The 21,207-nt window shown below is 60.4% G+C and carries 20 protein-coding genes; 6 read left to right on the top strand and 14 right to left on the bottom strand.

Features of this window, described 5'->3' with window-relative positions:
- Positions 1–39: 39 nt before the first annotated feature.
- Positions 40–1,686 carry an ABC transporter substrate-binding protein gene (locus EQW76_RS11690; protein WP_142824570.1) on the bottom strand — a complete coding sequence of 549 codons (1,647 nt, stop codon included), beginning with the start codon at positions 1,684–1,686 and terminating at the stop codon, positions 40–42.
- Positions 1,687–1,728: 42 nt separating this feature from the next.
- Positions 1,729–2,790: a dipeptidase gene (locus EQW76_RS11685; protein WP_142824569.1), complete on the bottom strand. Its 1,062-nt coding sequence runs from the start codon at positions 2,788–2,790 to the stop codon at positions 1,729–1,731.
- A gap of 174 nt (positions 2,791–2,964) precedes the next feature.
- Between EQW76_RS11685 and EQW76_RS11680 the strand changes: the two genes are divergently transcribed.
- The gene (locus EQW76_RS11680) at positions 2,965–3,474 is read left to right on the top strand and encodes a DUF1993 domain-containing protein (protein ID WP_142824568.1); all 510 of its coding nucleotides are present in this window, start codon (positions 2,965–2,967) and stop codon (positions 3,472–3,474) included.
- A gap of 24 nt (positions 3,475–3,498) precedes the next feature.
- Here EQW76_RS11680 and EQW76_RS11675 read toward each other — a convergent pair whose 3' ends face one another.
- From EQW76_RS11675 to EQW76_RS29680, 8 genes are all read right to left on the bottom strand, one after another.
- Positions 3,499–5,049 carry an alkaline phosphatase family protein gene (locus EQW76_RS11675; protein WP_142824567.1) on the bottom strand — a complete coding sequence of 517 codons (1,551 nt, stop codon included), beginning with the start codon at positions 5,047–5,049 and terminating at the stop codon, positions 3,499–3,501.
- Positions 5,027–6,010: a UDP-glucose 4-epimerase GalE gene (galE, locus tag EQW76_RS11670; protein ID WP_142824566.1), complete on the bottom strand. Its 984-nt coding sequence runs from the start codon at positions 6,008–6,010 to the stop codon at positions 5,027–5,029. Before galE ends, EQW76_RS11675 begins: the two co-directional genes overlap by 23 nt.
- Positions 6,011–6,348: 338 nt before the next feature.
- Positions 6,349–6,636, bottom strand: a complete 288-nt coding sequence (locus tag EQW76_RS11665; RefSeq protein WP_111222061.1) for a hypothetical protein — start codon at positions 6,634–6,636, stop codon at positions 6,349–6,351.
- A 636-nt stretch (positions 6,637–7,272) separates the two neighbouring features.
- Positions 7,273–7,758, bottom strand: coding sequence for a bacterioferritin (gene bfr / locus EQW76_RS11660; protein WP_111222062.1), 486 nt, complete (start codon positions 7,756–7,758; stop codon positions 7,273–7,275).
- Complete coding sequence (locus EQW76_RS30225) at positions 7,724–8,035, bottom strand: (2Fe-2S)-binding protein (protein WP_111222063.1); 312 nt, start codon at positions 8,033–8,035, stop codon at positions 7,724–7,726. The genes bfr and EQW76_RS30225 overlap by 35 nt, the downstream gene beginning before the upstream one ends.
- Before the next feature lie 136 nt (positions 8,036–8,171).
- Positions 8,172–11,564 (bottom strand): error-prone DNA polymerase, encoded by a 3,393-nt coding sequence (locus EQW76_RS11650; RefSeq protein ID WP_142824565.1) that lies wholly within the window; start codon positions 11,562–11,564, stop codon positions 8,172–8,174.
- A complete protein-coding gene (locus EQW76_RS11645; protein WP_224127915.1) occupies positions 11,561–13,012 on the bottom strand; it encodes a DNA polymerase Y family protein in 1,452 nt (483 codons plus the stop codon). The genes EQW76_RS11650 and EQW76_RS11645 overlap by 4 nt, the downstream gene beginning before the upstream one ends.
- A gap of 10 nt (positions 13,013–13,022) precedes the next feature.
- Entirely contained in the window at positions 13,023–13,967 is a 945-nt protein-coding gene (locus EQW76_RS29680; protein ID WP_244615197.1) for a hypothetical protein, read from the bottom strand.
- Between the two features lie 163 nt (positions 13,968–14,130).
- On the opposite strand from EQW76_RS29680, the gene EQW76_RS11640 reads away from it, so the two are divergent.
- Positions 14,131–14,568 (top strand): metallopeptidase family protein, encoded by a 438-nt coding sequence (locus tag EQW76_RS11640; protein WP_111222066.1) that lies wholly within the window; start codon positions 14,131–14,133, stop codon positions 14,566–14,568.
- A gap of 8 nt (positions 14,569–14,576) precedes the next feature.
- Here EQW76_RS11640 and EQW76_RS11635 read toward each other — a convergent pair whose 3' ends face one another.
- Positions 14,577–14,783, bottom strand: a complete 207-nt coding sequence (locus EQW76_RS11635; protein WP_142824563.1) for a DUF1737 domain-containing protein — start codon at positions 14,781–14,783, stop codon at positions 14,577–14,579.
- Entirely contained in the window at positions 14,780–15,688 is a 909-nt protein-coding gene (locus tag EQW76_RS11630; protein WP_142824562.1) for a CoA ester lyase, read from the bottom strand. Before EQW76_RS11630 ends, EQW76_RS11635 begins: the two co-directional genes overlap by 4 nt.
- Before the next feature lie 113 nt (positions 15,689–15,801).
- On the opposite strand from EQW76_RS11630, the gene EQW76_RS11625 reads away from it, so the two are divergent.
- From EQW76_RS11625 to EQW76_RS11610, 4 genes are all read left to right on the top strand, one after another.
- Entirely contained in the window at positions 15,802–16,032 is a 231-nt protein-coding gene (locus tag EQW76_RS11625) for a hypothetical protein (protein ID WP_142824561.1), read from the top strand.
- A 147-nt stretch (positions 16,033–16,179) separates the two neighbouring features.
- Positions 16,180–16,785 carry a 3-isopropylmalate dehydratase small subunit gene (gene leuD / locus EQW76_RS11620; RefSeq protein ID WP_142824560.1) on the top strand — a complete coding sequence of 202 codons (606 nt, stop codon included), beginning with the start codon at positions 16,180–16,182 and terminating at the stop codon, positions 16,783–16,785.
- A 210-nt stretch (positions 16,786–16,995) separates the two neighbouring features.
- Positions 16,996–17,214 carry a hypothetical protein gene (locus tag EQW76_RS11615; RefSeq protein WP_142824559.1) on the top strand — a complete coding sequence of 73 codons (219 nt, stop codon included), beginning with the start codon at positions 16,996–16,998 and terminating at the stop codon, positions 17,212–17,214.
- Positions 17,215–17,411: 197 nt separating this feature from the next.
- Positions 17,412–18,374, top strand: coding sequence for a sensor domain-containing diguanylate cyclase (locus EQW76_RS11610; protein WP_224127856.1), 963 nt, complete (start codon positions 17,412–17,414; stop codon positions 18,372–18,374).
- Between the two features lie 21 nt (positions 18,375–18,395).
- Here EQW76_RS11610 and EQW76_RS11605 read toward each other — a convergent pair whose 3' ends face one another.
- On the bottom strand, positions 18,396–20,003 hold the full coding sequence (locus EQW76_RS11605; RefSeq protein WP_224127853.1) for a DHA2 family efflux MFS transporter permease subunit: 1,608 nt from the start codon (positions 20,001–20,003) through the stop codon (positions 18,396–18,398).
- Between the two features lie 2 nt (positions 20,004–20,005).
- Complete coding sequence (locus EQW76_RS11600; RefSeq protein WP_224127850.1) at positions 20,006–21,160, bottom strand: HlyD family secretion protein; 1,155 nt, start codon at positions 21,158–21,160, stop codon at positions 20,006–20,008.
- Positions 21,161–21,207: the final 47 nt, after the last annotated feature.

Here is a 21,207-nt window from a genome sequence, read left to right as displayed (position 1 = left end):
CCTGCGTTCAACTGTACTCAAGCGACCGATCCTTCCGGACTACTCCTTCGATATCGGCCAGACGAAGTTGGTGTCGAAGCTCGGACCGAGCGCAAAGCCCTTCAGGTCCTTCTTGTAAGCGGCGACTTCAATCTGCTGGAAGAGGATCGCAAACGGGCTGTTGTGCAGGAATTTCTTCTGAACGTCCTGGTACATCGCAGCGCGCTTGGTGGCATCCGGCTCGAACAGGGCAGCCCGGGTGATCTTGTCGAGCTCGGGAGTAACGAACGTGTTGCGCCAGGCCAGCGTCTTGGTCTTGCCGTCGTCGGAATTGTCCGGATTGGTGGTGAAGGTTTCCGCGTTGGAATTCGGATCCCAGTAATCCATGCCCCAGTTGCCGATATAGATATCGTGGTTGCGGGCACGATATTTGGTCAGGGTCTGCTTGCCGTCGCCGGGAATGATCTCGAGCTTGATGCCGGCCTGTCCCAGCGTCTGCTGGATCGACTGGGCAACGCCGGTGATCGGCTCGATGTTGCGCACGTCCATGGTAACCGTGAAGCCATCCTTGAGGCCTGCCTTGGCCAGCAGTTCCTTGGCCTTGGCAACATCCAGCGTGAACGGCTTTTCCTCGAGCGCGCCGAGCACGCCCTTCGGCTCGAACGTCTGGCGGATTTCGCCAACACCCTTGATCAGGGTCTTGCCGATGGCATCATAGTCGATCAGGTAGCGGAAGGCTTCCTGGACTTCTGGCTTGGCAAGGTTCGGGTTCTTCTGGTTGAGGCTGATGTAATAGACCGTGCCCTTCGGAGCATTGGTCACGGATACCTTGCCTTCCTTGGTCAGTTGATCGAGATCGCCCGGCTCGAGGTTGCGGGCAACATCGATGTCGCCGTTCTCGAGTGCCAGCCGCTGGCCGGAGCTTTCCTTCATGAAGCGATAGATGACGCGGGCAAGCTTCGGCTTTTCACCGTAGTAATTATCGTTGCGTTCCAGCACGATCGCTTCGTTGGCGCGCCATTCACGCAGCTTGAAGGGGCCGGAGCCCGCATAGCCGGTCTTCAGCCACTCGTTGCCGAAATCATTGTCGTACTTGTAGTCGGCCGACGGGGTGACGGCCTTGACGTGGTCGAGCACGAGCTTCTTGTCGACGACATTGGCGACGGTAGACGTCAGGCAATTGAGAACGAAGGACGGCGCATAGGCCTTGTCGACAGTGAAGGTAAACGTGGTCGCGTCTACAGCCTTCGCCTTGGTAGCGACGTTATCGCCGGTCAGGCCGAACTGTGTGAGGATGAAGGCGGGGCTCTTATCGAGCTTAACTGCGCGCTCGAACGACCATGCGACGTCGTCGGCAGTGATCGGATTGCCTGAGGCGAATTTCAGGCCCGGTTTCAGCTTGAATGTGTAGGTCAGGTGGTCGTCGGACACTGTCCAGCTCTCGGCCAGGTCACCCTTGACCTTGGTGGTGTCGGCTGTGTCGAGCCGGACCAGAAGGCTATAGGTATTCCCGGTGATTTCGGCGGTCGAAAGCTCGTAAGCTTCGCCCGGGTCCATCGAGATGATATCGTCGAAAGCGAAGCCTTCGACCAGCGTATCCTTCGGTGTTGCCGCAAAGGAAGCGACCGGCGCCGATGCCATAACGAGTGAAAACGCAGCGCTTGCCGCAAGGAGGCGGAAGTTGCGGTGGATAGTGCTGATGGTCATTTTCTATTCCCCTGTTTTTTAAAGTCTTATTTCTGCGAAACCTCAGTGACCGCTCGTCTCCCCCCAGGCGGACGCCAGGACCCGAAGCCAGTTTTCCCGGCATAATTTCACCAGATCGTCCTCACCATAACCAACGTTCCGGAGCGCAGCAATCAGCTTCTGGTTGCCGGCGGCATCGCCTATCTCGTCGGGAATGGTTGCCCCATCGAAGTCCGAGCCGAGGCCGACACAGTCGATCCCCATGCGCTGCACGAGATGATCGATATGGCGCACCATATCCTCGAGCGGCGTATCCGCGTCGGAGCGTCCGTCGGCGCGCAGCATGGCAGTTGCGTAGTTCAATCCGACGATGCCGCGGCTTTCCTTGATGGCGTCGAGTTGACGGTCGGTGAGGTTGCGCGCTACCGGCGTCAGTGCGTGTGAATTGGAATGGCTGGCGACCAGCGGCTGGTCGGTGGTCTTTGCCACATCCCAGAAGCCCTTCTCGGTAATGTGCGCGAGATCGATCAAAATTCCGAGCTCGTTGCAGCGCCGGACCAGAGCGAAACCTGCCTGCGTCAGGCCGGGCCCGGTATCCGGCGACATGGGGAAGGCGAAAGGAACGCCGTGGGCAAAGACATTGTTGCGGCTCCAGACCGGACCGAGAGAGCGCAGGCCGGCGGCATGGAATGTTTCCAGCGCGACCAGATCCGCATCGATCGCCTCGCAGCCCTCCATGTGCAGCACCGCGGCAAAGACGCCTTTCGCCATGCACTCGCGGATATCGCTGATCGACCTGCAAAGCTTCCACGCGCCATCACGATCTAGGCGCAGCGCGATCGCAGCCATCTCATGGGCGATGTCCAGCGACGGAGAGCGCTCAAGCGGAGCTGCCATCGGCGTCACGTAATGACCGTTGCGGTCGGGTTCGGCAAAGACGAGATCGCCGGAGGGAATGTAGATGGCGCAAAGTCCACCGGCGAGGCCACCAGCTTTTGCGCGCGCTGCATCGATATGGCCGCTCGTCGTTCCGTCACGGAATTCGGCGACCGGATCGCTCCCCTTTTTCTGGTGCGACCATAGTCGCAGGAGAACATCGTTATGGCCGTCGAACACGAGTTGCATATGCTATCCTGGGCAGGCTGCCGATCCATCGGAAGTGGCCAGCATAAAAAGGCTGACAGGATTCGCCATCCCCCGGAGAAAATAAAAATAGCGGTGGCATCCTGCGTCGAACGCACCACCTAAGGGCGGCAATGACGGCGACCCATCGCCCGCTGCATTACAAGGGAGATTTCCATGGCGCTTTCGATGTACCGCATGAGCATTCCGGTGTTTCAGCGTGGCTTGGCCACACTCACGACCTATCTCGACAAAGCAGATTCCTACGCGACGGAAACGGGCAAGGATCCCGCGACATTGGTCGAGGCCCGCCTGGCACCCGACATGCTGCCGCTGTCAGGCCAGATCCAGCGCGCTTCCGACACGGCCAAGCTGACCGTGTCGCGCCTCTCCGGCATCGAGGCGCCACGCTTCGAAGACACCGAAACGACCATCGCCGAACTGCGCGCCCGCGTGGAAAAGACGACAGCATTCCTGTCCTCGGTTGCTGCCGACGCGCTCGAAGGCAGCGAGACCCGCGAGGTGACGATATCGCCCGGAGGAGTCGCCACGACGTTCCGGGGTGACGACTATCTCGCAAGCTTCGCGTTGCCGAATTTCTATTTCCACGTCGCCATGGCTCACGCCATCCTGCGAAACCAGGGCCTCATCATCGGCAAGAGGGACTATCTCGGCCCGCAAGGCTGACGTCCCGATCTCGCCGATTGCGGATCAGGGCCGGTATGTCACCGGCCCGTCTTCCGTCAACTCCGTATAAGCCAGCGTCTGGTCGAGATGCCGGGCCCGGACAGATAGAAGCCGCTCGGCATAGCGCAGCCGGGTAGCAAGGTAGGCAGGCTCTTCCGCCAGATTGTAGAGCTCAGCCGGATCGGCCTGCAGGTCGAACAGCAGCGGCGGCAGGCCGGCGAAATGGACATATTTGAAGGCCGCATCGCGGATGACCGACAGATTGCATTCGTTGGGCCGCAGACCGAAATGCTGCTCCGGCAGAGAGTGGCGAATATCGCGGAAATCAAACTCCCAGAATGCCGCATCCCTCCAGCCGGCGGGTGCCGCGCCGTTCAGGAACGGCACTAGCGTCTCGCCATCGAGGTGATTGTCCGCATCGAGGCCCAGCCTGTCGCAGAGCGTCGGAAAGATATCCACCGAGCTGGTGAACTGCTCGACGACGGTGCCGTTGCGGGTGGCTTTGGGATCGCGGACCACCAGCGGGATATGATAGCTGCCGTCGAAGAAGCCACCCTTGCCCAGCGTCCAGTGGTCTCCGGCCATTTCCGCATGGTCGGAGGTGAAAATGATGACAGTCTTGTCCCAGACGCCGGCATCCTTCAGCGCCTGACAAGCCTGTCCGATCTGCGCGTCAACCTCGGCAATCATGCCGTAATAGATGGCCCGGATGGCGCGAAAATCCTCTGACGACCAGTCGCTGAGCGGACCGTCGCCACCATGGATATAGTAGCCCTGATTGTTCTGCGGCATCGCATAGGCGAGATAGGGATGCAAAGCATGCTCGGCTGCGACCGTTTCCGCACGCGCAAACTCGGGGCCGTCCTCGGGCGCAAACATCGTGTTGTAGGGCGCAGGCACGGAAAACGGCGGATGTGGCCGCAGCAGCGACACATGCGCAAACCACGGCGCCTCCTGTTCGCCGAGCCAGCGCTCGAACTCGCCGATCAGAAAGGCCGTCTGGGTCTCGTCCTTGGAATAGGACGGCGCACCGTTCGTGATTTCGCCGGGGTTGGCGCCGACCGGAATGTGGATGTCGCGACTGGTCGCCTCCTCATGGCCGCGCGCCCTCAGCCAGGACAGCCACTGCTTTTCGTGCTCCGGCAGCAGTTGGCGGGCAGTAAAGCCTGGCAGGACGCCTTCATAGGTCGTCATATGCGGATCGGCACCTTGGAGGCTGCGCGGGTCGGGCGCCGTATCGGTATAGCCAAAGAGGGTCGGCTCGTAGCCGCCGCGCCGGGCGGCCAGCGCCAGGTTGTCGAAGCGTGCATCCAATGGCGACCCATTGCGGCAGACACGGGTGTTCATCTGGTAGAGACCGGTATAGAGCGTCGCCCTCGCCGGCGAACAGGGTGCGGTGCCGGCAAAGTGGCGCTTGAACAGAACGCCTTCCGCCGCGAGCGCATCGATATTCGGCGTCCGCACAGCAGGATGACCGACAGCAGAAAGACAATCGCCGCGCCATTGATCGGCGGTGATCAGCAGCACATTTGGCCGTTCCGAGATGTCCATGTCAGTGATGATTGGATTTTGCATGCCAGTTCCAAGCCGATTGAATGATCTGCGACAGGTCGTATTGCGGTGTCCAGCCGAGAACGGCTTTGGCATGATCGTTGTTTGCGACGAGCGTCGTAGAATCACCCTCGCGGCGGCCTGCATACTCTACCGGGAACGGCTTGCCGGTGACGTCCTCGATGGCCGACAGCAGTTCCTTGACCGTCGTTCCCGTTCCCGTACCAAGGTTGAGCGCCACGGAATCACCGCCATCGAGCAGGTACTGGACCGCTCGGACATGGGCATCGGCGAGATCGAGCACGTGGATATAGTCGCGCACGCAGGTGCCGTCGCGCGTCTCGTAATCGCTGCCGAACACCTTGAAGCCGGCCCGGCGACCGAGCGCCGCATCGATTGCCAGCGGAATTGCGTGAGTTTCCGGTTTGTGCCATTCGCCGACGCGGCCCTCGAAATCGGCACCGGCGGCATTGAAATAGCGCAGGATCACCGAGCGGAAGCCGGTATAGCGGTCATAGTCGGCGAGCGCCTGTTCGACGATGTATTTGGTCTGGCCGTAGGGATTGATCGGCACCTGCCGATGGGTCTCGTCGAGCGGCACGCTCTGCGGCAGGCCGTAGGTGGCGCAGGTTGAAGAGAAAACGAAAGCTTTTATGCCTGCCGCTTGCGCCGCAGAGAGAAGAGTGAGAGTGCCCACCACGTTGTTTTCATAAAACGCGACAGGATCCTTCACGGATTCGCCCACTTCGATCAGCGCTGCAAAATGCAGGATGGCTGCCGGCTTGTGCCGGGCGATCACCTCGTCGAGGCGGGCGCGGTCACGAATATCGCCTTCCTCGACCGGCCCCCATCTGACGAACTCGCGATGACCATTCGAGAAATTATCGTAGACGACGGGCACGAAACCCTTGTTTGCGAGATCGAGGCAAGTGTGCGAGCCGATATAGCCGGCACCCCCCACAACGAGAATTGTTTCCCCGGCCATGCAACGCTCTCCTCTATCTAAGCTGCGAAAGACTTAGACGAGTTGGGAGACAAGAAAAAGGCATCGGTGGTCGAAAATCAAAGTCTGACCGTCGCGCATCGCTGCGTGACGGATATGGGAGGAAAACCGATCTTACTTGTGCCCATCCCACTGCGATATGAGCGAAAGCGGCTCGACGCTCTTTCCGAGGAGCGCTATCCGAGCCGATTGCATGCAGAAGCGATAGACCTGCCAGTCCAGCCGGACACAGCAAAGCTGCCCATGCCGGCGACATGACCTCTCTCGATTTGAAAATACCGCGTGCTGACAAGGCGATGCTTTTAGGCCCGGCGGGATGCCTACTTGTTGCGCATCAGCCAAATCTTACCAGCCATGGTGATTTCATGGCAGTCCAGTTCGGGCGATTCTTCCTGGTTGCAGCGCTCGATGAGACCCATTTCGCGCAGTTCTTCCAGGGTGGTATTGGTGAGGAATTTAACCTTCTGCGGCCGCTCCTTGAAGCGGTCGGTCTTGGCATAGGTCACGACGGCGTTCAGGTGAGTCCACTTCTTCGGTGGCAGCGGAAAAAGCTTCCCGTCCTTGGCAAGCTTCAACCCTCTGATCTGAGTCGGTGTGAGCGTAATCATCGTGTGTCCTTGGATGCTAAAAGTTGTGCCTGACGGCCAAAAAGAGGGCTTGATCGACCCTCTTGTTTTTCTCTTGAAGCTCTCCCTAGCAGATCAATCGGCAAAAAGATAAGGATCTGTGCACGCCGACAGCGTTTCAGCGCGATCAAGGCTAACGCGACCCCGCAAAATGCGGGAAATGACGTAACTGTGACGCTTGTTGCGCGTGTCCTTGGGAGGAGCCAATGCCCGGCTATGCCACCGGCAATGGTTCACCCCATGTCAAAGTCCACAATGGCTCGCCGGCCGGCATATGCGTATAGGTAAAGCGCTCGGTCACATTAGTGCCAATCACATCGACGATCCATTCCGTCGGTGAGCGGCGACAAAGCGACTTCTGTTTTAACCAGGAACTGAATTGCTGTTTGCTCCCGCAGGCAGTTTCCGTTTGTCCGTTCGGCAGCTCAAAAGCCCAGTGTATCATCGCCATGCTCTAACTTTAAAAAAGTCGGATAGCAGGCAATACTTACGGCTGCCTGAAGGCAGACCGTCCAATAGCACAGACTTTTCGATTGGATTCCTGCAGTGCGCCAAGCGAAACCGGCAGGCCAGGCACAGAAAACGCGGCAACCCTTGGAGGCTGCCGCGTCTATGACACTACTCGGCTGCGTCGGCCGAATCGGCATTGAGCTGCCCGTATTTCTCGGCGCCGATCTTGGCGAAAAGTTCGAGTTGGGTTTCGAGGAAATCGATATGACCCTCCTCATCGGCAAGCAGCGTTTCGAAAAGCTTCATCGAAACATAGTCGCCGGCATCATGACAGATATCGCGCGAAATCTTGTAGGCGGCACGCGCGTCGTATTCGCCAGCGAGATCTGCCTCCAGCACTTCCTTGACGGTCTGGCCGATACGCAAGGGTGCGAGCGTCTGCAGGTTGGGATGGCCTTCGAGGAAAATGATGCGGGCGACGAGCTTGTCGGCATGCTGCATCTCTTCGATCGATTCGGCGCGCTCTTTCTTGGCAAGCTTGGTGTAGCCCCAGTCTTCGAGCAGCCGATAATGCACCCAGTACTGGTTTACGGCACCGAGCTCGAGGAACAATGCCTCGTTAAGCCGCTCGATGACTCTTATGTCGCCTTTCAATGTCCGCTCTCCTTTGGTCTTCGTGGAACTTTTTGAGACGGGACATGAAATCAACTATTTCGACATCCGTCGAGTGGCGACGGGCGTGATAGTCTTCGGTTGTCTGTATGATCAGGTCGACCACGCCGGGAAAACAGCCGCAGCAGCGTCCGCGCTTCGACATCGCATGATAGACCTTCGACGGCACGATCAGCTGCCAACAGTCTTCGTCGAGCAGCTCGTTGATGACTGCCCGGATATCGTGATCGGTGATGTAGTTACAGCTGCAGACCAGCATGGTTCTTCAGTCCGTCAAACATGACACTTGCTATCCTGTTTTTGATAAAGAAGAGACTGGATGTCAAGAAAGATTCTGATACCGGCTTCCACAAGGTGTCGTGAATGTGTCACATCGCCGTGAATGGCGAGTGTTTTCAATGGAAATTCCGACCCCTAGGCATGACACTGGCAGTCCCGGAGACATCCGCAAGATCTGGGACATCCCTTTTCACCGCCTTTTCCCGCGCTAGGCGCTCGAGTTGCAGGGCCAGTTTCTTCTGCCGATGGTCGGCTGTCGGACGCAGCGCCTCGTCCGCTCTCTCGCTCGCGCCGAAACGCCGTGCTTCACGCTGCAGGATACCGAGTGCAGGGGTCAGGTCCTCGAGGTGATCGGCAACCACGTGAATGACGCCATTGGCACTCTGCAGCCGCCCATGGATCTTCACCAGCCGCGCGCCCATCGCAATCGATCGGTATTTTTCGAAGATTTTCGGCCAGACAATAGCGTTGGAAACGCCTGTCTCGTCCTCGAGCGTCATGAAAACGACCCCCTTTGCAGACCCCGGCCTCTGGCGCACCAGCACCAGCCCGGCAATGATCAGCTTGCGGCCGGATGGAACGGTGAGCAGATCGACGTTGCGAACAATGCCCATCGCGGTGAACTCGGTCCGCAGGAATGCTACGGGATGGGCCTTCAGCGATAGCGACAGGGCACGATAATCCTCGATCACCTCTTCGCCTGGTAGCATGGCCGGGAGAGTGACCTCGGGCTCGACCTGCAGATCGGCCGCCCTGTCGGCAAGATCGAATAGCGGCAGGTTCTCCGCCGCATTTTTCGCATCCAGCGCCCGCACCGCCCAGAGAGCCTCCCGCCTGTTGAGACCGATCGACCGGAAGCCATCGGCATCGGCCAGCTTCTCGATATCGCTTCTCGTCAGCCCGGACCGCAGCCAGAGATCGCGCACGGAAACATATCCGGCGCCGCGCCGCGCCACGAGGAGGTTCCGCATGTCGTCCTCCGATACTCCACGCACCTGTCGAAAGCCCAGCCGGACGGCCTTCTGCGTCCGGATCACCCCCTGCATCGATGCATGCCGGGGGTCGATGGCGTTGGGAGAAGGTGCATCTTCTAGGATCGAATCCCATTCCGACAAATTGATATCGACCGGGCGAATGTCGACGCCGTGCTCGCGAGCATCGCGAACCAGCTGCGCCGGCGCGTAAAAACCCATCGGTTGCGAATTCAGCAGCGCCGCACAGAAGACGTCCGGATAATAGGTCTTGAACCAGCAGGATGCATAGACCAGCAAGGCGAAGGAGGCGGCATGGCTTTCCGGAAAACCGTATTCGGCAAAGCCTTCGATCTGGCTGAAGCAGCGCTCGGCAAACTCCTGCGAATAGTTGTTGGCAAGCATGCCCGCGATCATGTCGTCCCTGAATTCATTGACCTTTTCGGATCGCTTGAAAGTGGCCATCGAGCGTCGCAGCCGATCGGCCTTGGCGGGAGGGAAGCCCGCAGCAGTGATGGCGATCTGCATCGCCTGCTCCTGGAACAACGGCACGCCGAGGGTGCGCTTCAGCACCGCCTCCAGCGCCGGGCTCGGATACTCGATCTCCCGGCCACAGCGCTTGTCTTCCCGGCGCTTCAGGTAGGGATGCACCATGTCGCCCTGGATGGGTCCCGGCCTGACGATCGCCACCTCGATCACCAGATCGTAGAACACCCGTGGCCTCAGGCGCGGCAGCATGCTCATCTGCGCCCGGCTTTCGATCTGGAAAACGCCGATCGTATCCGCCCGGCAGATCATATCGTAGACGGGCTCGCCGTCCTGGTGATCGTCGTTACCGAGATCGGCGAGCGTCTTCTTCACCTCGTAGTGCAGCGCCAGCATGTCGAACGCCTTGGCAAGGCAGGTCAGCATGCCAAGCGCCAGGATATCGACCTTCAGGATGTCGAGGACATCGAGATCGGTCTTGTCCCATTCGATCATGTAGCGATCGGGCATGGCGGTGTTCATGATCGGCACGATCTCATCGAGCCGGTCGCGGGTGATGACGAAACCGCCGACATGCTGCGTGAGATGGCGAGGAAATCCCATCAACTCGGAGGCATAGGACAGCACCCGCTGCGTCGTTCGATCCGAAAGATCGAGTTTTGCGGCCCTCGCCTCGCGCTCCGACAGGTCGTCGGACGACCAGCCCCAGACGGTGCTCGCCAGCGCCGACTGCACGTCCTCGGAAAGCCCGAATGCCTTGGCGACCTCGCGGCCGGCTGAGCGGGCGCGATAGCTGGTCACCGCCGCCGTCAGGCCGGCATGGGCGATGCCGTAGGTCCTGTAGATATACTGGATGACTTCCTCGCGACGGGCATGCTCGAAGTCGACATCGATATCCGGTGGTTCGTCACGGTCCATGGAGATGAAGCGCTCGAACAGCAGCGTGCTCCTCTCCGGATTGACCTCGGTAATCTCGAGGCAGTAGCAGAGCGTCGAATTGGCCGCCGAGCCGCGCCCCTGGCAGAGGATATTCAGTTCGTAACGGGCGTGCTGGATGATTTTGTGGACTGTGAGGAAATAGGATTCGTAGCCCTTCTGCCGGATGAGATCGAGCTCATAGGCGATCTGCGTGGAGATTTTCTCCGGCACGCCCCCGGGATAACGGCGCGATGCGCCAAGCCATGTCAGACGCTCCAGGGTTTGCGCCGCCGTTTCGCCCGGTGCACTTTCATCCGGATAATTATGCTTCAGTTCGTCCAGCGAAAACTGCAGGCGGGCAAAAAAGGCCTGCGTATTCTCGACCGCCTTGGGATAGGCCTCGAAAAGCCGCGCCATTTCACGCGGTTGCTTGAGGTGGCGCTCTGCGTTGGGCGCCAAAAGAAATCCGGCATCGGCAATCGTCACGTGCTCGCGGATCGCCGTGACGATATCGGCAAGCGGGCGCCTCTGAGCGCCATGATAGAGAGGCTGGTTGGTGGCAATCAACGGCAACCGCGTCTTCGCAGCCAGCATTGCAAAGGCTTCGAAGACGAAGCGGTCTCGGCCGTCATAGGATGGCGAAAGGGCCAGATGCAGCTGCCGGGAAAAGCGACCGCGCAACCGATCGAGACAGGTCGTCAGCGCTTCCCAGCCGGGAGCATCGGAAATGAGGGCCGGGTCGGGGACAACGGCCAGCATCATGGCGTCCCCCCAGGCACATAGATCCTCTTCATGCAGGATACAGCCGCCCTTTTCCGTTCTGAGGTTGCCCGTACTGAGCAGCCGGCAAAGATGGCCCCATCCGGCCCTGTTCTCCGGGTACGCCAGAACATCCGGCGTTCCGTCGGCAAACACCAGCCGCGCACCGGGCTGGAACCGATAGCCGTTCTGCCGGGCGATCGCGTGGGCGCGCACCACCCCCGAAACGCTGTTGCGATCGGCAATGCCGAGGCCGGTCAGGCCACAGGAGCCGGCCGCCACGACCATTTCCTCCGGACTTGAGGCGCCTTCGAGGAACGAGAAGTTCGTTCTCGCCCCGATCTCGAAGAACATGGGCGCAGGGCGCGGGCTCATGCGAAAACCCCGTGCATCAGCCAGCGGGGCGGCGCGCCATGCCCATAGAGCCCCTCGCGAAACATCCAGAAGCGGTGGCCGCTCTGTACTTCCAGCCTGAAATAGTCGCGGGGCGGGGCCGCTTCGCCATCGATCCACCATTCGCGCGCCAGCCGCTCAGGCCCCTCGGCGCGCAGCACCTCGTGCATCGTGCGCCGCCAGCGAAATCTCTGTGGCGGACCTTCCGGCACCTCGGCCATGAACGTCTCGACCGGCTCCGGCGTCCGGAACAGCCGCAGCGGTCGCTCGGACCGGCCGGCCCCGACCGTCGTGCCGGTGGTCTGCCGCAGCTTGTCGGACAGCACGTCCGCTGCGGGCACGAACAGGGCCGCCCGCTCCGGCACGTGACTTTCCGCCAGTTCCAGTGCCTGCAGACAGGCCCGCCCGAGCCGCGCTGCGACCTGATCGACAAAGGCGGAAAGCGACTGCTCCGATGGTCCATCGGCAGTAAAATCCGCCTGAAGCGCATCGAAAACTTCGTGCTGCAGCACGTTCAGCCGGACAATCTCGTAACCGAAACCGGCATCGAGATCATCATGCACGGCCTTGATGCGCTCGGAAAACAGCGCGGCAATGCGTTTCGGCTCGCGCAACGGCTTCGACGCACCGGCCGAAATCCGGAACACGGCACCGTCGACCCTGAACAGCAGCAGTTCGAACATCCGGCCGCCGATACCACGGGCTTCCAGCCCCGGCTTCAGGGCAGCCCCGAGCTGGCCCGCCAGCAGCAGGATATCCTCCTCGGCCTGAACCGGCTCGATGAGGCGCCGTTCGGCAGAAAGGCTAGCCACCGGACGTCGCGGCGAAATCGGCTCCTCGTCAAGGCCCAACGCCTGATCAAGGCGCAAAAGCAGATGCGCGCCGAACCGTCGTGCCAATGGCGCCCGGGCGGCAGAGATGATATCGCCGACCTGCTTCAAGCCGAGCTTCTGCAGGGCGGCGACGGTCGGTCCGTCGAGCCTGAGCGACGCCACGGGCAATGGCGCCAGCACAGTCTCCATCTCATCCGCTTCGACAATGCCGCTGCGGCCAAAGCGGGCGACGGCCCAGGAGAGGCCCGGCGAAGATGAAATGGCGCCCCGCACCTCCAGACCGAGATGAAACAGCCGGTGCAGCACATCCTTCAGCAGTGCCCGCTCACCCCCGAAAAGATGGGCGCAGCCGGTAATATCGAGGAACAGGCCGTCACGACCATCCAGCGAGACCAGCGGTGTATAGCGGTCGCACCAGTCTGCCATCGCCTCCAGCAGTCGCCGGTCGGCCGCATCATCGTCCTCGACCACATCGAGGTCGGGACAGATGGCCCGTGCTTCGGCGACGCCCTGGCCAGCCTTCAGACCGATGCCCTCGGCCGCTGCTTCCAGGGCTGTCAGCCGCATGGCATTTTTCACCCGTCCGGCGCAAACCAGCGGCGGCGTCTCAGGACGCCCGGTGGTACGCCACGACAGACCCCAGCGCTTGCGCGCGATCCGATCTGTCGACAGCCGGGGAAACGTGAGGGCCAGAATGCGCTGCTGGCCGTTCGACAGCGGCAGGCTGCCGGTTGACAGGGAAAAATTGGCGGTCATGGGCATTCCATTCGAGGACAAATGACAGGGGAGCCGGGTTGCGGCTCTTTTCCAGGGTGAGACGGAAGGACGGGTTTCCGATGCTGCCGCCCAGCATCGATCCGTCCGGCAAAGGCCGCGCCGAGGCCGGCGCGGGTTCGATATGAAGGCGCAGAAGGGCGCTGCTTGCCTCTTCCTGCCCGGCTTGCCTGAGGACAAACAACGGTCGCCCGGCAGCCTTGGCCCGCAGGCTCAGCCGGCGACTTTCCGTCAGGCCGAAATGGGCGGGATTGCCGCGCACCTCGAGCACCACGAGGGTAAAGACGGCACTGGCAAGCGCCTCCTCCGCCAGCCACAGCGCCTCTTCGAGTTTTCGCGGCGCCGCGTGCAGGAAGCCGCGTGGCATGACGCCGAAATCCTGTAGGCCCAAGGCATAGGGCAGGCCTGCTTCCAGCATTACCATCGTCTCGCCGATCCAGAGGACCGGCGAGACGATGGTATGGTTGTCGCGCGCCCTGAGCCTTGCTGCCAGCGCCAGCACGAAGCCGGTCGCAGCCCCTGCATCGCGCAAGCTGGAGGAGCGTATTTCGGTAAGCGCATCGAGGGGAAAGCCCCCCTTGAGCGCCACATCGAGATCCGCAACACCGCTCGAGAGCAGCGCCTTTCCCCCGGAAGGGACCCGGCCCGAGACAGCACTTTCGTTGCCCAGGCGATCGTGCTCGGCCGCCGAAAGGGCTGGCACGGACTTGCCTTCCAGACGGGCGATGGTTTCGCGCAGGGCAAAAAGCGTCTCCCGCGCCACGGCATTGCTAGCCATGGACGTTAGCTCCTGAGTGGATTGTTCCTGTTATGTTCTTATAGATTCCAGAGCGCTAAAGAAGAGTCAACAGGGATTCTCTGTGAATTTATTCCTGCCTTGAATTGGCTCTCGAAAAGTTTCCCCAAAGCCTCTATATGGGCCGAAAGAAGGGAATGAGATCATGGCCCGCATTGACCAGAGCGACGATTGGCGGGATCGCCACGCGCCGACAATCAGCGCATTCGAATCGCTCGCTGCCGAAGCCTACGGCCATCTGCCGGAGGAATTCCGCGCGCTGACCGGCAACCTGTCAATCGAGGTCGAGGATTTCCCAGATGACGAGATCTTCGATGACATGGCGCTGGAAACGCCCTTCGACCTGCTCGGCCTGTTCGAAGGCCGCGGCATTTCCGAGCGCTTTACGGTAGAGACCGGCGAGATGCCCAACCGCATCCGCCTCTATCGCCGGCCTATCATCGATTACTGGGCCGAGAACGACGAGACGCTGGGCGATATCATCACCCACGTCCTGATCCACGAAATCGGCCACCATTTCGGCCTCAGCGATGACGATATGGAACGCATCGAGGCCAGCGCCGAGGAAGCCACGGATCGCTGACGCCCGCTCTACTGCTCCGAGAGCTTCATCTCTGGATCGTAATCCTTGCCCGGAACATCCTTCACCACGGCCTGGCCGCACTGCATGACGCCGGTTGCGGCGTTGAAGGCATAGGTCGGCGAACCCGATAGCACCCAGCCCTTGGAAAGGGCCGCCGATACCTTGTGACAGAAGGCGGAATCGTCCGGACCGGTGAGGAAGCGATAGAGTTTCATGACGACGTCTTTCGGTCTGCAATGAGATCGGCTTTATGGACCAGTCCCTCCGCCTCGACAAGATGCAGCCGCTCGACCATCTGCCCGTCGAGATCGATGACGTTGAGCCCGGCAGCGGCCGGATCCGCAAACGCCGCAATGATCTTCCGCGCCTGCGCGACAGCGGCCTCATCGGGGCCGAAGTGACGGTTGGCGCCATCGATCTGGGCCGGGTGCATCAGCATCTTGCCGCCAAACCCCATGGCCCGACCTTGGGCGCATTCATCGGCGAATGCGGACAAATCCTTGAAATCGTTGAAAACGCTATCGATCGCGTCGAGCCCGTAGGCGCGCACGGCCAGCACTACCTGCATAAGCCAGGGCACCAGGTAAGTCCGTCCTGGCAGTGCCGGAACGCCGGTTTCCTTGCGCAGATCGTTCAGTCCGACGACGAAGCAATCGAGCCTGGAACCGCCTGTCCGGCCGAATTCGGCAAGGGCGGCAACATTGAGAATGCCCCTTGGCGTCTCGATCATTGCCCAGATGCGCAGCTCCTCCGGCGCGTCGGCATCGGCCAGTCGGTCGCCGACCGCCATGATATCCTGCGGTTCGTCGACCTTGGGCAGCAACACCGCATCCGGCTGTAGCGCCAGTACGAGGTCCAGGTCGGCCTTGCCGAACACGGAATCGAGCCCGTTGATCCGGATGATCAGTTCCTTGCCGGGAGGTTTAGGCCCGGCGAAGAAGGCACGCAGATTGTCCCGCGCTTCTGCTTTACGCTCCGGGGCAACGGAATCTTCCAGATCGAAGATCACCGCATCGCAATCGAGATCGTGGATTTTCTCGAGCGCCCGGCGGTTGATCGCCGGCACGCTGAGGACGGAACGGCGAAGGCGCGCGGAACGGGTGTGCGGAGAACGGCTCATAGACGACTTCTGCCAATCTTTGTCGCAGCAGGCAAGACAACAAAAAGCCACTCTCCTCTTGCATAGCAGCGGGTCTGGGGCCACATTGGCTGCAGAGAAAGGGTCCCAAAGCCATGAAGAATATCCGTTCGCCGTTTCTTGCCCTCACAGGCGTAGCAATCTTTGCAGGCCTGGCCCTACTCACAGTTTCCCTGACGCTGGTCTTTGCTGCCATTCTGACCGTCTTCCTCGCTGTTCGCGTGCTATCGACCCGCGCCAAGCCGGTGCCTGTTCGCGCCACCGCAAATGGCGCAAAGCCGATGCGTATATGGAACGACGGCCGCGGCACAATTATCGATCTCTGATCGCTGACGCTCCCTCGTCCACTCTCGCCATCACCCTCTCGTCATAGCGTGGCGAAATCTTCACGATATTTTTCTTCATTTCCTGCCCAATTTGCTCTATTGGCTGGAAAATTCGTTGATGCGGCGAAATCGTAGGCAGGAATTTCCATGGACAAGTTCGTGAAGCTGACGGGTGTCGCGGCACCTCTCCCGGTCGTCAATGTCGATACCGACATGATCATCCCGAAGGATTATCTGAAGACTATCAAACGCACCGGCCTCGGCGTCGGCCTGTTTGCCGAGGCTCGCTACCGGGATGACGGTACGCCGAATCCGGATTTCGTGCTGAACAAGCCAGCCTATCAGAACGCCAAGATCCTGGTTGCCGGCGACAACTTCGGCTGCGGCTCGTCGCGCGAGCATGCTCCCTGGGCGCTGCTCGATTTCGGTATTCGATGCGTCATTTCCACGAGCTTTGCCGATATCTTCTACAACAACTGCTTCAAGAACGGCATTCTGCCGATCACGGTTTCGCCGGAAGACCTGGAAAAGCTGATGGACGACGCTTCGCGTGGCTCCAATGCTGTCCTGACGGTCGATCTCGAAAACATGGCAATCACCGGTCCTGACGGCGGCTCGATCACCTTCGATCTCGACCCCTTCAAGCGCCATTGCCTGCTGAACGGCCTCGACGACATCGGCCTGACGCTGGAAAAGGGAGCGGCCATCGACCGCTTCGAAAAGTCCAACGCCGTCGCCCATCCCTGGGCCTGATCGTTTAGAAGCAGATATATCCAAGCCGGGCCAGTTGCCCGGCTTTTTTGTGCTTTTTCCGGGCACCACCCGCTCCCTTCACCGGCACCAGAGTGGATCTTTCTGGCACAAGTGGCGGGGACCAGCCGGTGGGCGGCTTAACGGTTTCTTTGCTCGAATCCCTTACCGCTCGCTCCGCTGCGGATAGCTGTGTGTTATCGGGAATAAAAAATGAATAGTTCCAAGAACTTTACCGGCTGGGCACTCGATCGGGCCGAAGCAATCGTTGCCGACCAGGGATTCGACATTATCGAATCGACCTGCGACCACCCTCGGTGGACGAAGGAGCAGAAGGTTGTCCGACTGACCCTGGCGATCATTGAAGCTCTTGTCGATGCTCACAATTTCGGCCGCGAAGACGAGAAACCGAACCGCGGGCTTCATTCCTGAAAACGCCAAAACCATAACAAAGGCAGTGAACAAGCGGCCAGATGGTGATCCCGCCGCATAATCTGGCAAAGCACTCTCACAGCACCCCGCCCATTGAGATAAGCTCATTGCTGTCTATAGCCATCACGTGTATTTTAGCTATGCCTTAAGGCTTTCAAAATAGGGTCGCCGCATCCACGAAAATCCCGGGGCTGGCCATGGACGAGGACGAAATAATTCCACCAGACGTGCTAGCTTCGATGCTGGTGCGGATGTTTGAATTGGCTCCCATCGCAATGGCGATTACCACCAGTGACACACGAACTTCCAGCTATGCGAAGGTCAATGACGCCTATCTTCGGCTGACGGGTCTCAACTGGGACAAGATCCGGGGAAAGAAGCTCATTTCCGAAGGATCGGCGATCGATAGCCCTGCGCGCGACCGTCGTCATCGGTTGCTGGCGGAAGAAGGCAGCTATGTGCTCGAAGAGGTCGATATCGTTCATGTCGACGGCACGACGATACCGACGCTGATCTCGGCCCAGCGCACTGTCGTCAACGGCGTCTCCTTCGATGTCGAAGTCATTGTCGACGTCTCATCGCGCGTCCGGCAGCAACGCGAGATCGAGAACGCCCTGAAGGCGTCGGCCTTGACGGATGCTCTTTCGGGACTTCCGAACAGGGCCAGCTTCGACGCTGTGATCGCCGACCATCTCAACGAAAATAGGCCGACTAGGAATATCCTGGCTCTTGCCTTCATTGATCTGAACGGTTTCAAGGCAGTCAACGACAGGCTGGGCCACGGCGCCGGCGACGAGGTCTTGCGAATTATAGCTGCCCGTTTGCGCGAGCACTCCCGCGCCAACGACTTTATCGCCAGGATCGGCGGCGATGAGTTCGCAATACTGATCGAGGCCGATCTGGCCACCGCATCGACATTACCGCAGACAATCCGCGAAACCATGGAGCGCGTCTTCAAGCCTATCGCCATTGAAGGGCATGTCACCGATACCGGCGCTGCGGTCGGCGTCGCATTTCTCGGCGCCGACGACGATCCCGCCTCCTTCGTCAAGCGGGCAGATGAGTTCATGTACCTTGCCAAGACGACGGAGCAACGCGTTGCGGTCGTCTGCTCCGGTCAGATCCTGACGCCGGTATCACCAATCGCGCGCGCGCGATAAGCGGCACCAACCCCTCGATAATCAATGGCCGCCGGCCGGCGCCCCGCCGGTCAGGTCGATCTTGCGCAGGATCAGCGCCAGCGGAATGACACAGAGTGAAATCACCATCAACGTATGGAAGACGTCGATATAGGCGAGATAACTCGCCTGGTTCTGAACCTGCGTGCTGATCCAGGCTAGCGCCCGCGATTGCGCATCCACCATGCTGGAGCCCCGGTCAACAAAATACTGGGTGACCGACTGCAGCGTGCTGGTATAGCCGGGATCCGAGGGGACCACCCCCTCGATCAGCCGGCTCTGATGGAATTGCTCCCGATGCGCAAGGACATTGGAGGCGATCGATACGCCGATGGAACCACCGGTATTGCGGGCTGCATTGATGAGCGCGGACGCCTGGTCCGTCTGATCTGGTCGCAACCCGTCGTATGAGGCCGATGTGATCGGGATGAAGATCAGTGGCAAACCGAGCCCGAGATACATACGCGACCAGACGAAAAAACCGAAGTTGAGATCGGCGTAGAGCCTCGTCATATACCACATGGCAAAAGCGATGATGCCGCCGCCGATGGCGATCAGGTATCGCGGCTGGACCTTAGTCGCCAGACGGCCGCAGACGAACATCATCATCATCGTAACCACGCCGCCGGGCGACAGGGCAAGCCCGGCCCAGGTGGCGGTATAGCCGAAGTTCTCCTGCAGCACCTGCGGAATGAACTGGGTCGTGGCAATGAGGATGGCGCCGGTCGCCAACATGACGATGAAGCAGGAGCCGAATTGCCGGCTGGCCAGCAGTCCGACGTCGATCACCGGATTTCGCTTTGTCAGCAGCCACGGAATAGCCGCCAGAAGCGCGGTTGCGCAAAGAGACGTGGTGACGACGATGAAGTTCGAATCGAACCAGTCTTCCGTCTGGCCGCGGTCGAGCACCATTTCGAGAGCGCCGAGGAAGGTGGCCACGAGAAGGAAGCCGATAATATCGAAGCGGATACCTTTCTTTCGCATCTCGGCCCGCTCCTTGCGGAGCTTTTCGGGCTCCTTCACCAGCATATAGACCAGGGCGAGAGCCAGCACGCCGACGGGACCGTTGATCAGGAAGCACCAGTGCCAGGAAAAATTATCAGACAGGTATCCCCCCAGCGTCGGGCCAACGACCGGGGCAACAACGACAGCCACGCCGAACAGCGCAAAGGCCTGCCCGCGCTTGGCCGGCGGAAAGGAGTCAGCCAGGATCGACTGCGAAATCGGCACCATGCCGCCTCCTGCAAAACCCTGGATCATGCGGAAGAGCAGCAGCGATTCGAGATTCCACGCCAGTCCGCACAGAATGGAGGAGATTGTAAAGACGGCGAGGCAGGCGAGATAGAAGCGCCGGCGTCCGTAGCGCTTGGCGATAAAGCTGCTGGCCACCAGCACGATGGCATTCGACACCAGATAGGTCGTCACCACCCAGGATGCCTCATCGGAGCTGACCGCAAGGCCGCCCGAGATGTAGCGCAGCGCTACGTTGGCGATCGTCGTGTCCAGCACCTCCATGAAGGTGGCGAGCGACACCACCATCGCAATCAGCCACGGATTGACGACCGGTGAAGACTTCTCAGCCGCTCCGCCGGCGGTAGTAGCGGCGCTCACCGTCAGTGCCTCGGCCGAACGGTGACGACCGGAATGACCGACATTCCGGGGCCGATCGAGACATCCGCCGGCCAGCTGTCGACGAGGATCTTGACCGGTACGCGCTGCGTCACCTTGACGTAGTTTCCGGTGGCGTTTTCAGCCGGCAGCAACGAGAAGGCGGTGCCCGAGCCGGGCTGTACTGAGGCTACCTTGCCTTTGAGCACGTGATCCGGATAGGCATCGATCGTGACATCCACCGGCTGGCCCGGACGCATGTCGGTAAGCTGGGTCTCCTTGAAATTGGCCGTGACCCAGATTTCGTCCGGCACGAACATGGCGACGGCCTGTGCCGCCTGGACATATTGGCCTTTTGAGCCGCTGAGACGGACGACGCGGCCGGGCTGAGCAGCCGAGATCGTCGTATATTTGAGGTTTTGCTCGGCTGTCTCGACCTGAGCCTCGGCCTGATGGAGGTCGGCGACGGCGCTGGCGCGCTGTGCCTCGGATGCGACCTTGTTCTTGACCGCAGAGGTGACGCTTGCCTGCGCCTGGGCAAGGTTGGCCTCGTTCTGGCGCAGGGTCGATGTTGCCTGCTGCTGGGTCTGCTGCGAGCCGGCGCCTGATTTCAGCAGCTGGTCCTGCCGGGTGGCCTCGTCCCTGGCAAATTGCAGGGCTGCCGCTGCCGACGCAAGCTGCGCCTTCTGCTGGTCGATCGATGCCGCGCTGGCGGCAATCTGCGCATCGGCGCTGGCAATCGCAGCATTCGACACGTCGATCTGGCTTTTCGCCTGATCGAGAGCAATCTGGTAGTCTCGCGGGTCGATCTTCAGGATGACATCGCCGGCGTTGACGTGCTGGTTATCGGTGACCGGCACTTCGGAGACATAGCCCGAGACCTTGGCGGCGACTGAAAAGCTGCGCGCGTCTACAAAGGCGTCGTCCGTCGTCTCGTAGGGATGCACGTAGATGAGCCAATAAACGTAGCTGCCGATAGCCAAAAGGATGATGGCGACGATCACCAGCAGCACGATGAACGGATGGCGGCGGAGGACAGAGGGTTTCTTCTCCTCATCCTGCTGCTCTGTATCGTCTGCGGCCTTCGTGTCTGCGTCGTCCTCGACTGCGTCTTCAGGCCTCGCGGCGCGGCTGGTCGGAGCGTGCGGGTTGTTGTCCAACGTGACATTCCTGAGATTGTGAAGAATGGGCTTCAAACGTCGACGAA

The organism is Rhizobium sp. rho-13.1 (assembly GCF_007000305.1).
GTDB lineage: Bacteria > Pseudomonadota > Alphaproteobacteria > Rhizobiales > Rhizobiaceae > Rhizobium > Rhizobium rhododendri.
Note: the sequence above shows the minus strand (reverse complement) of the source record. Positions and strands in the feature narration are given on the sequence as shown.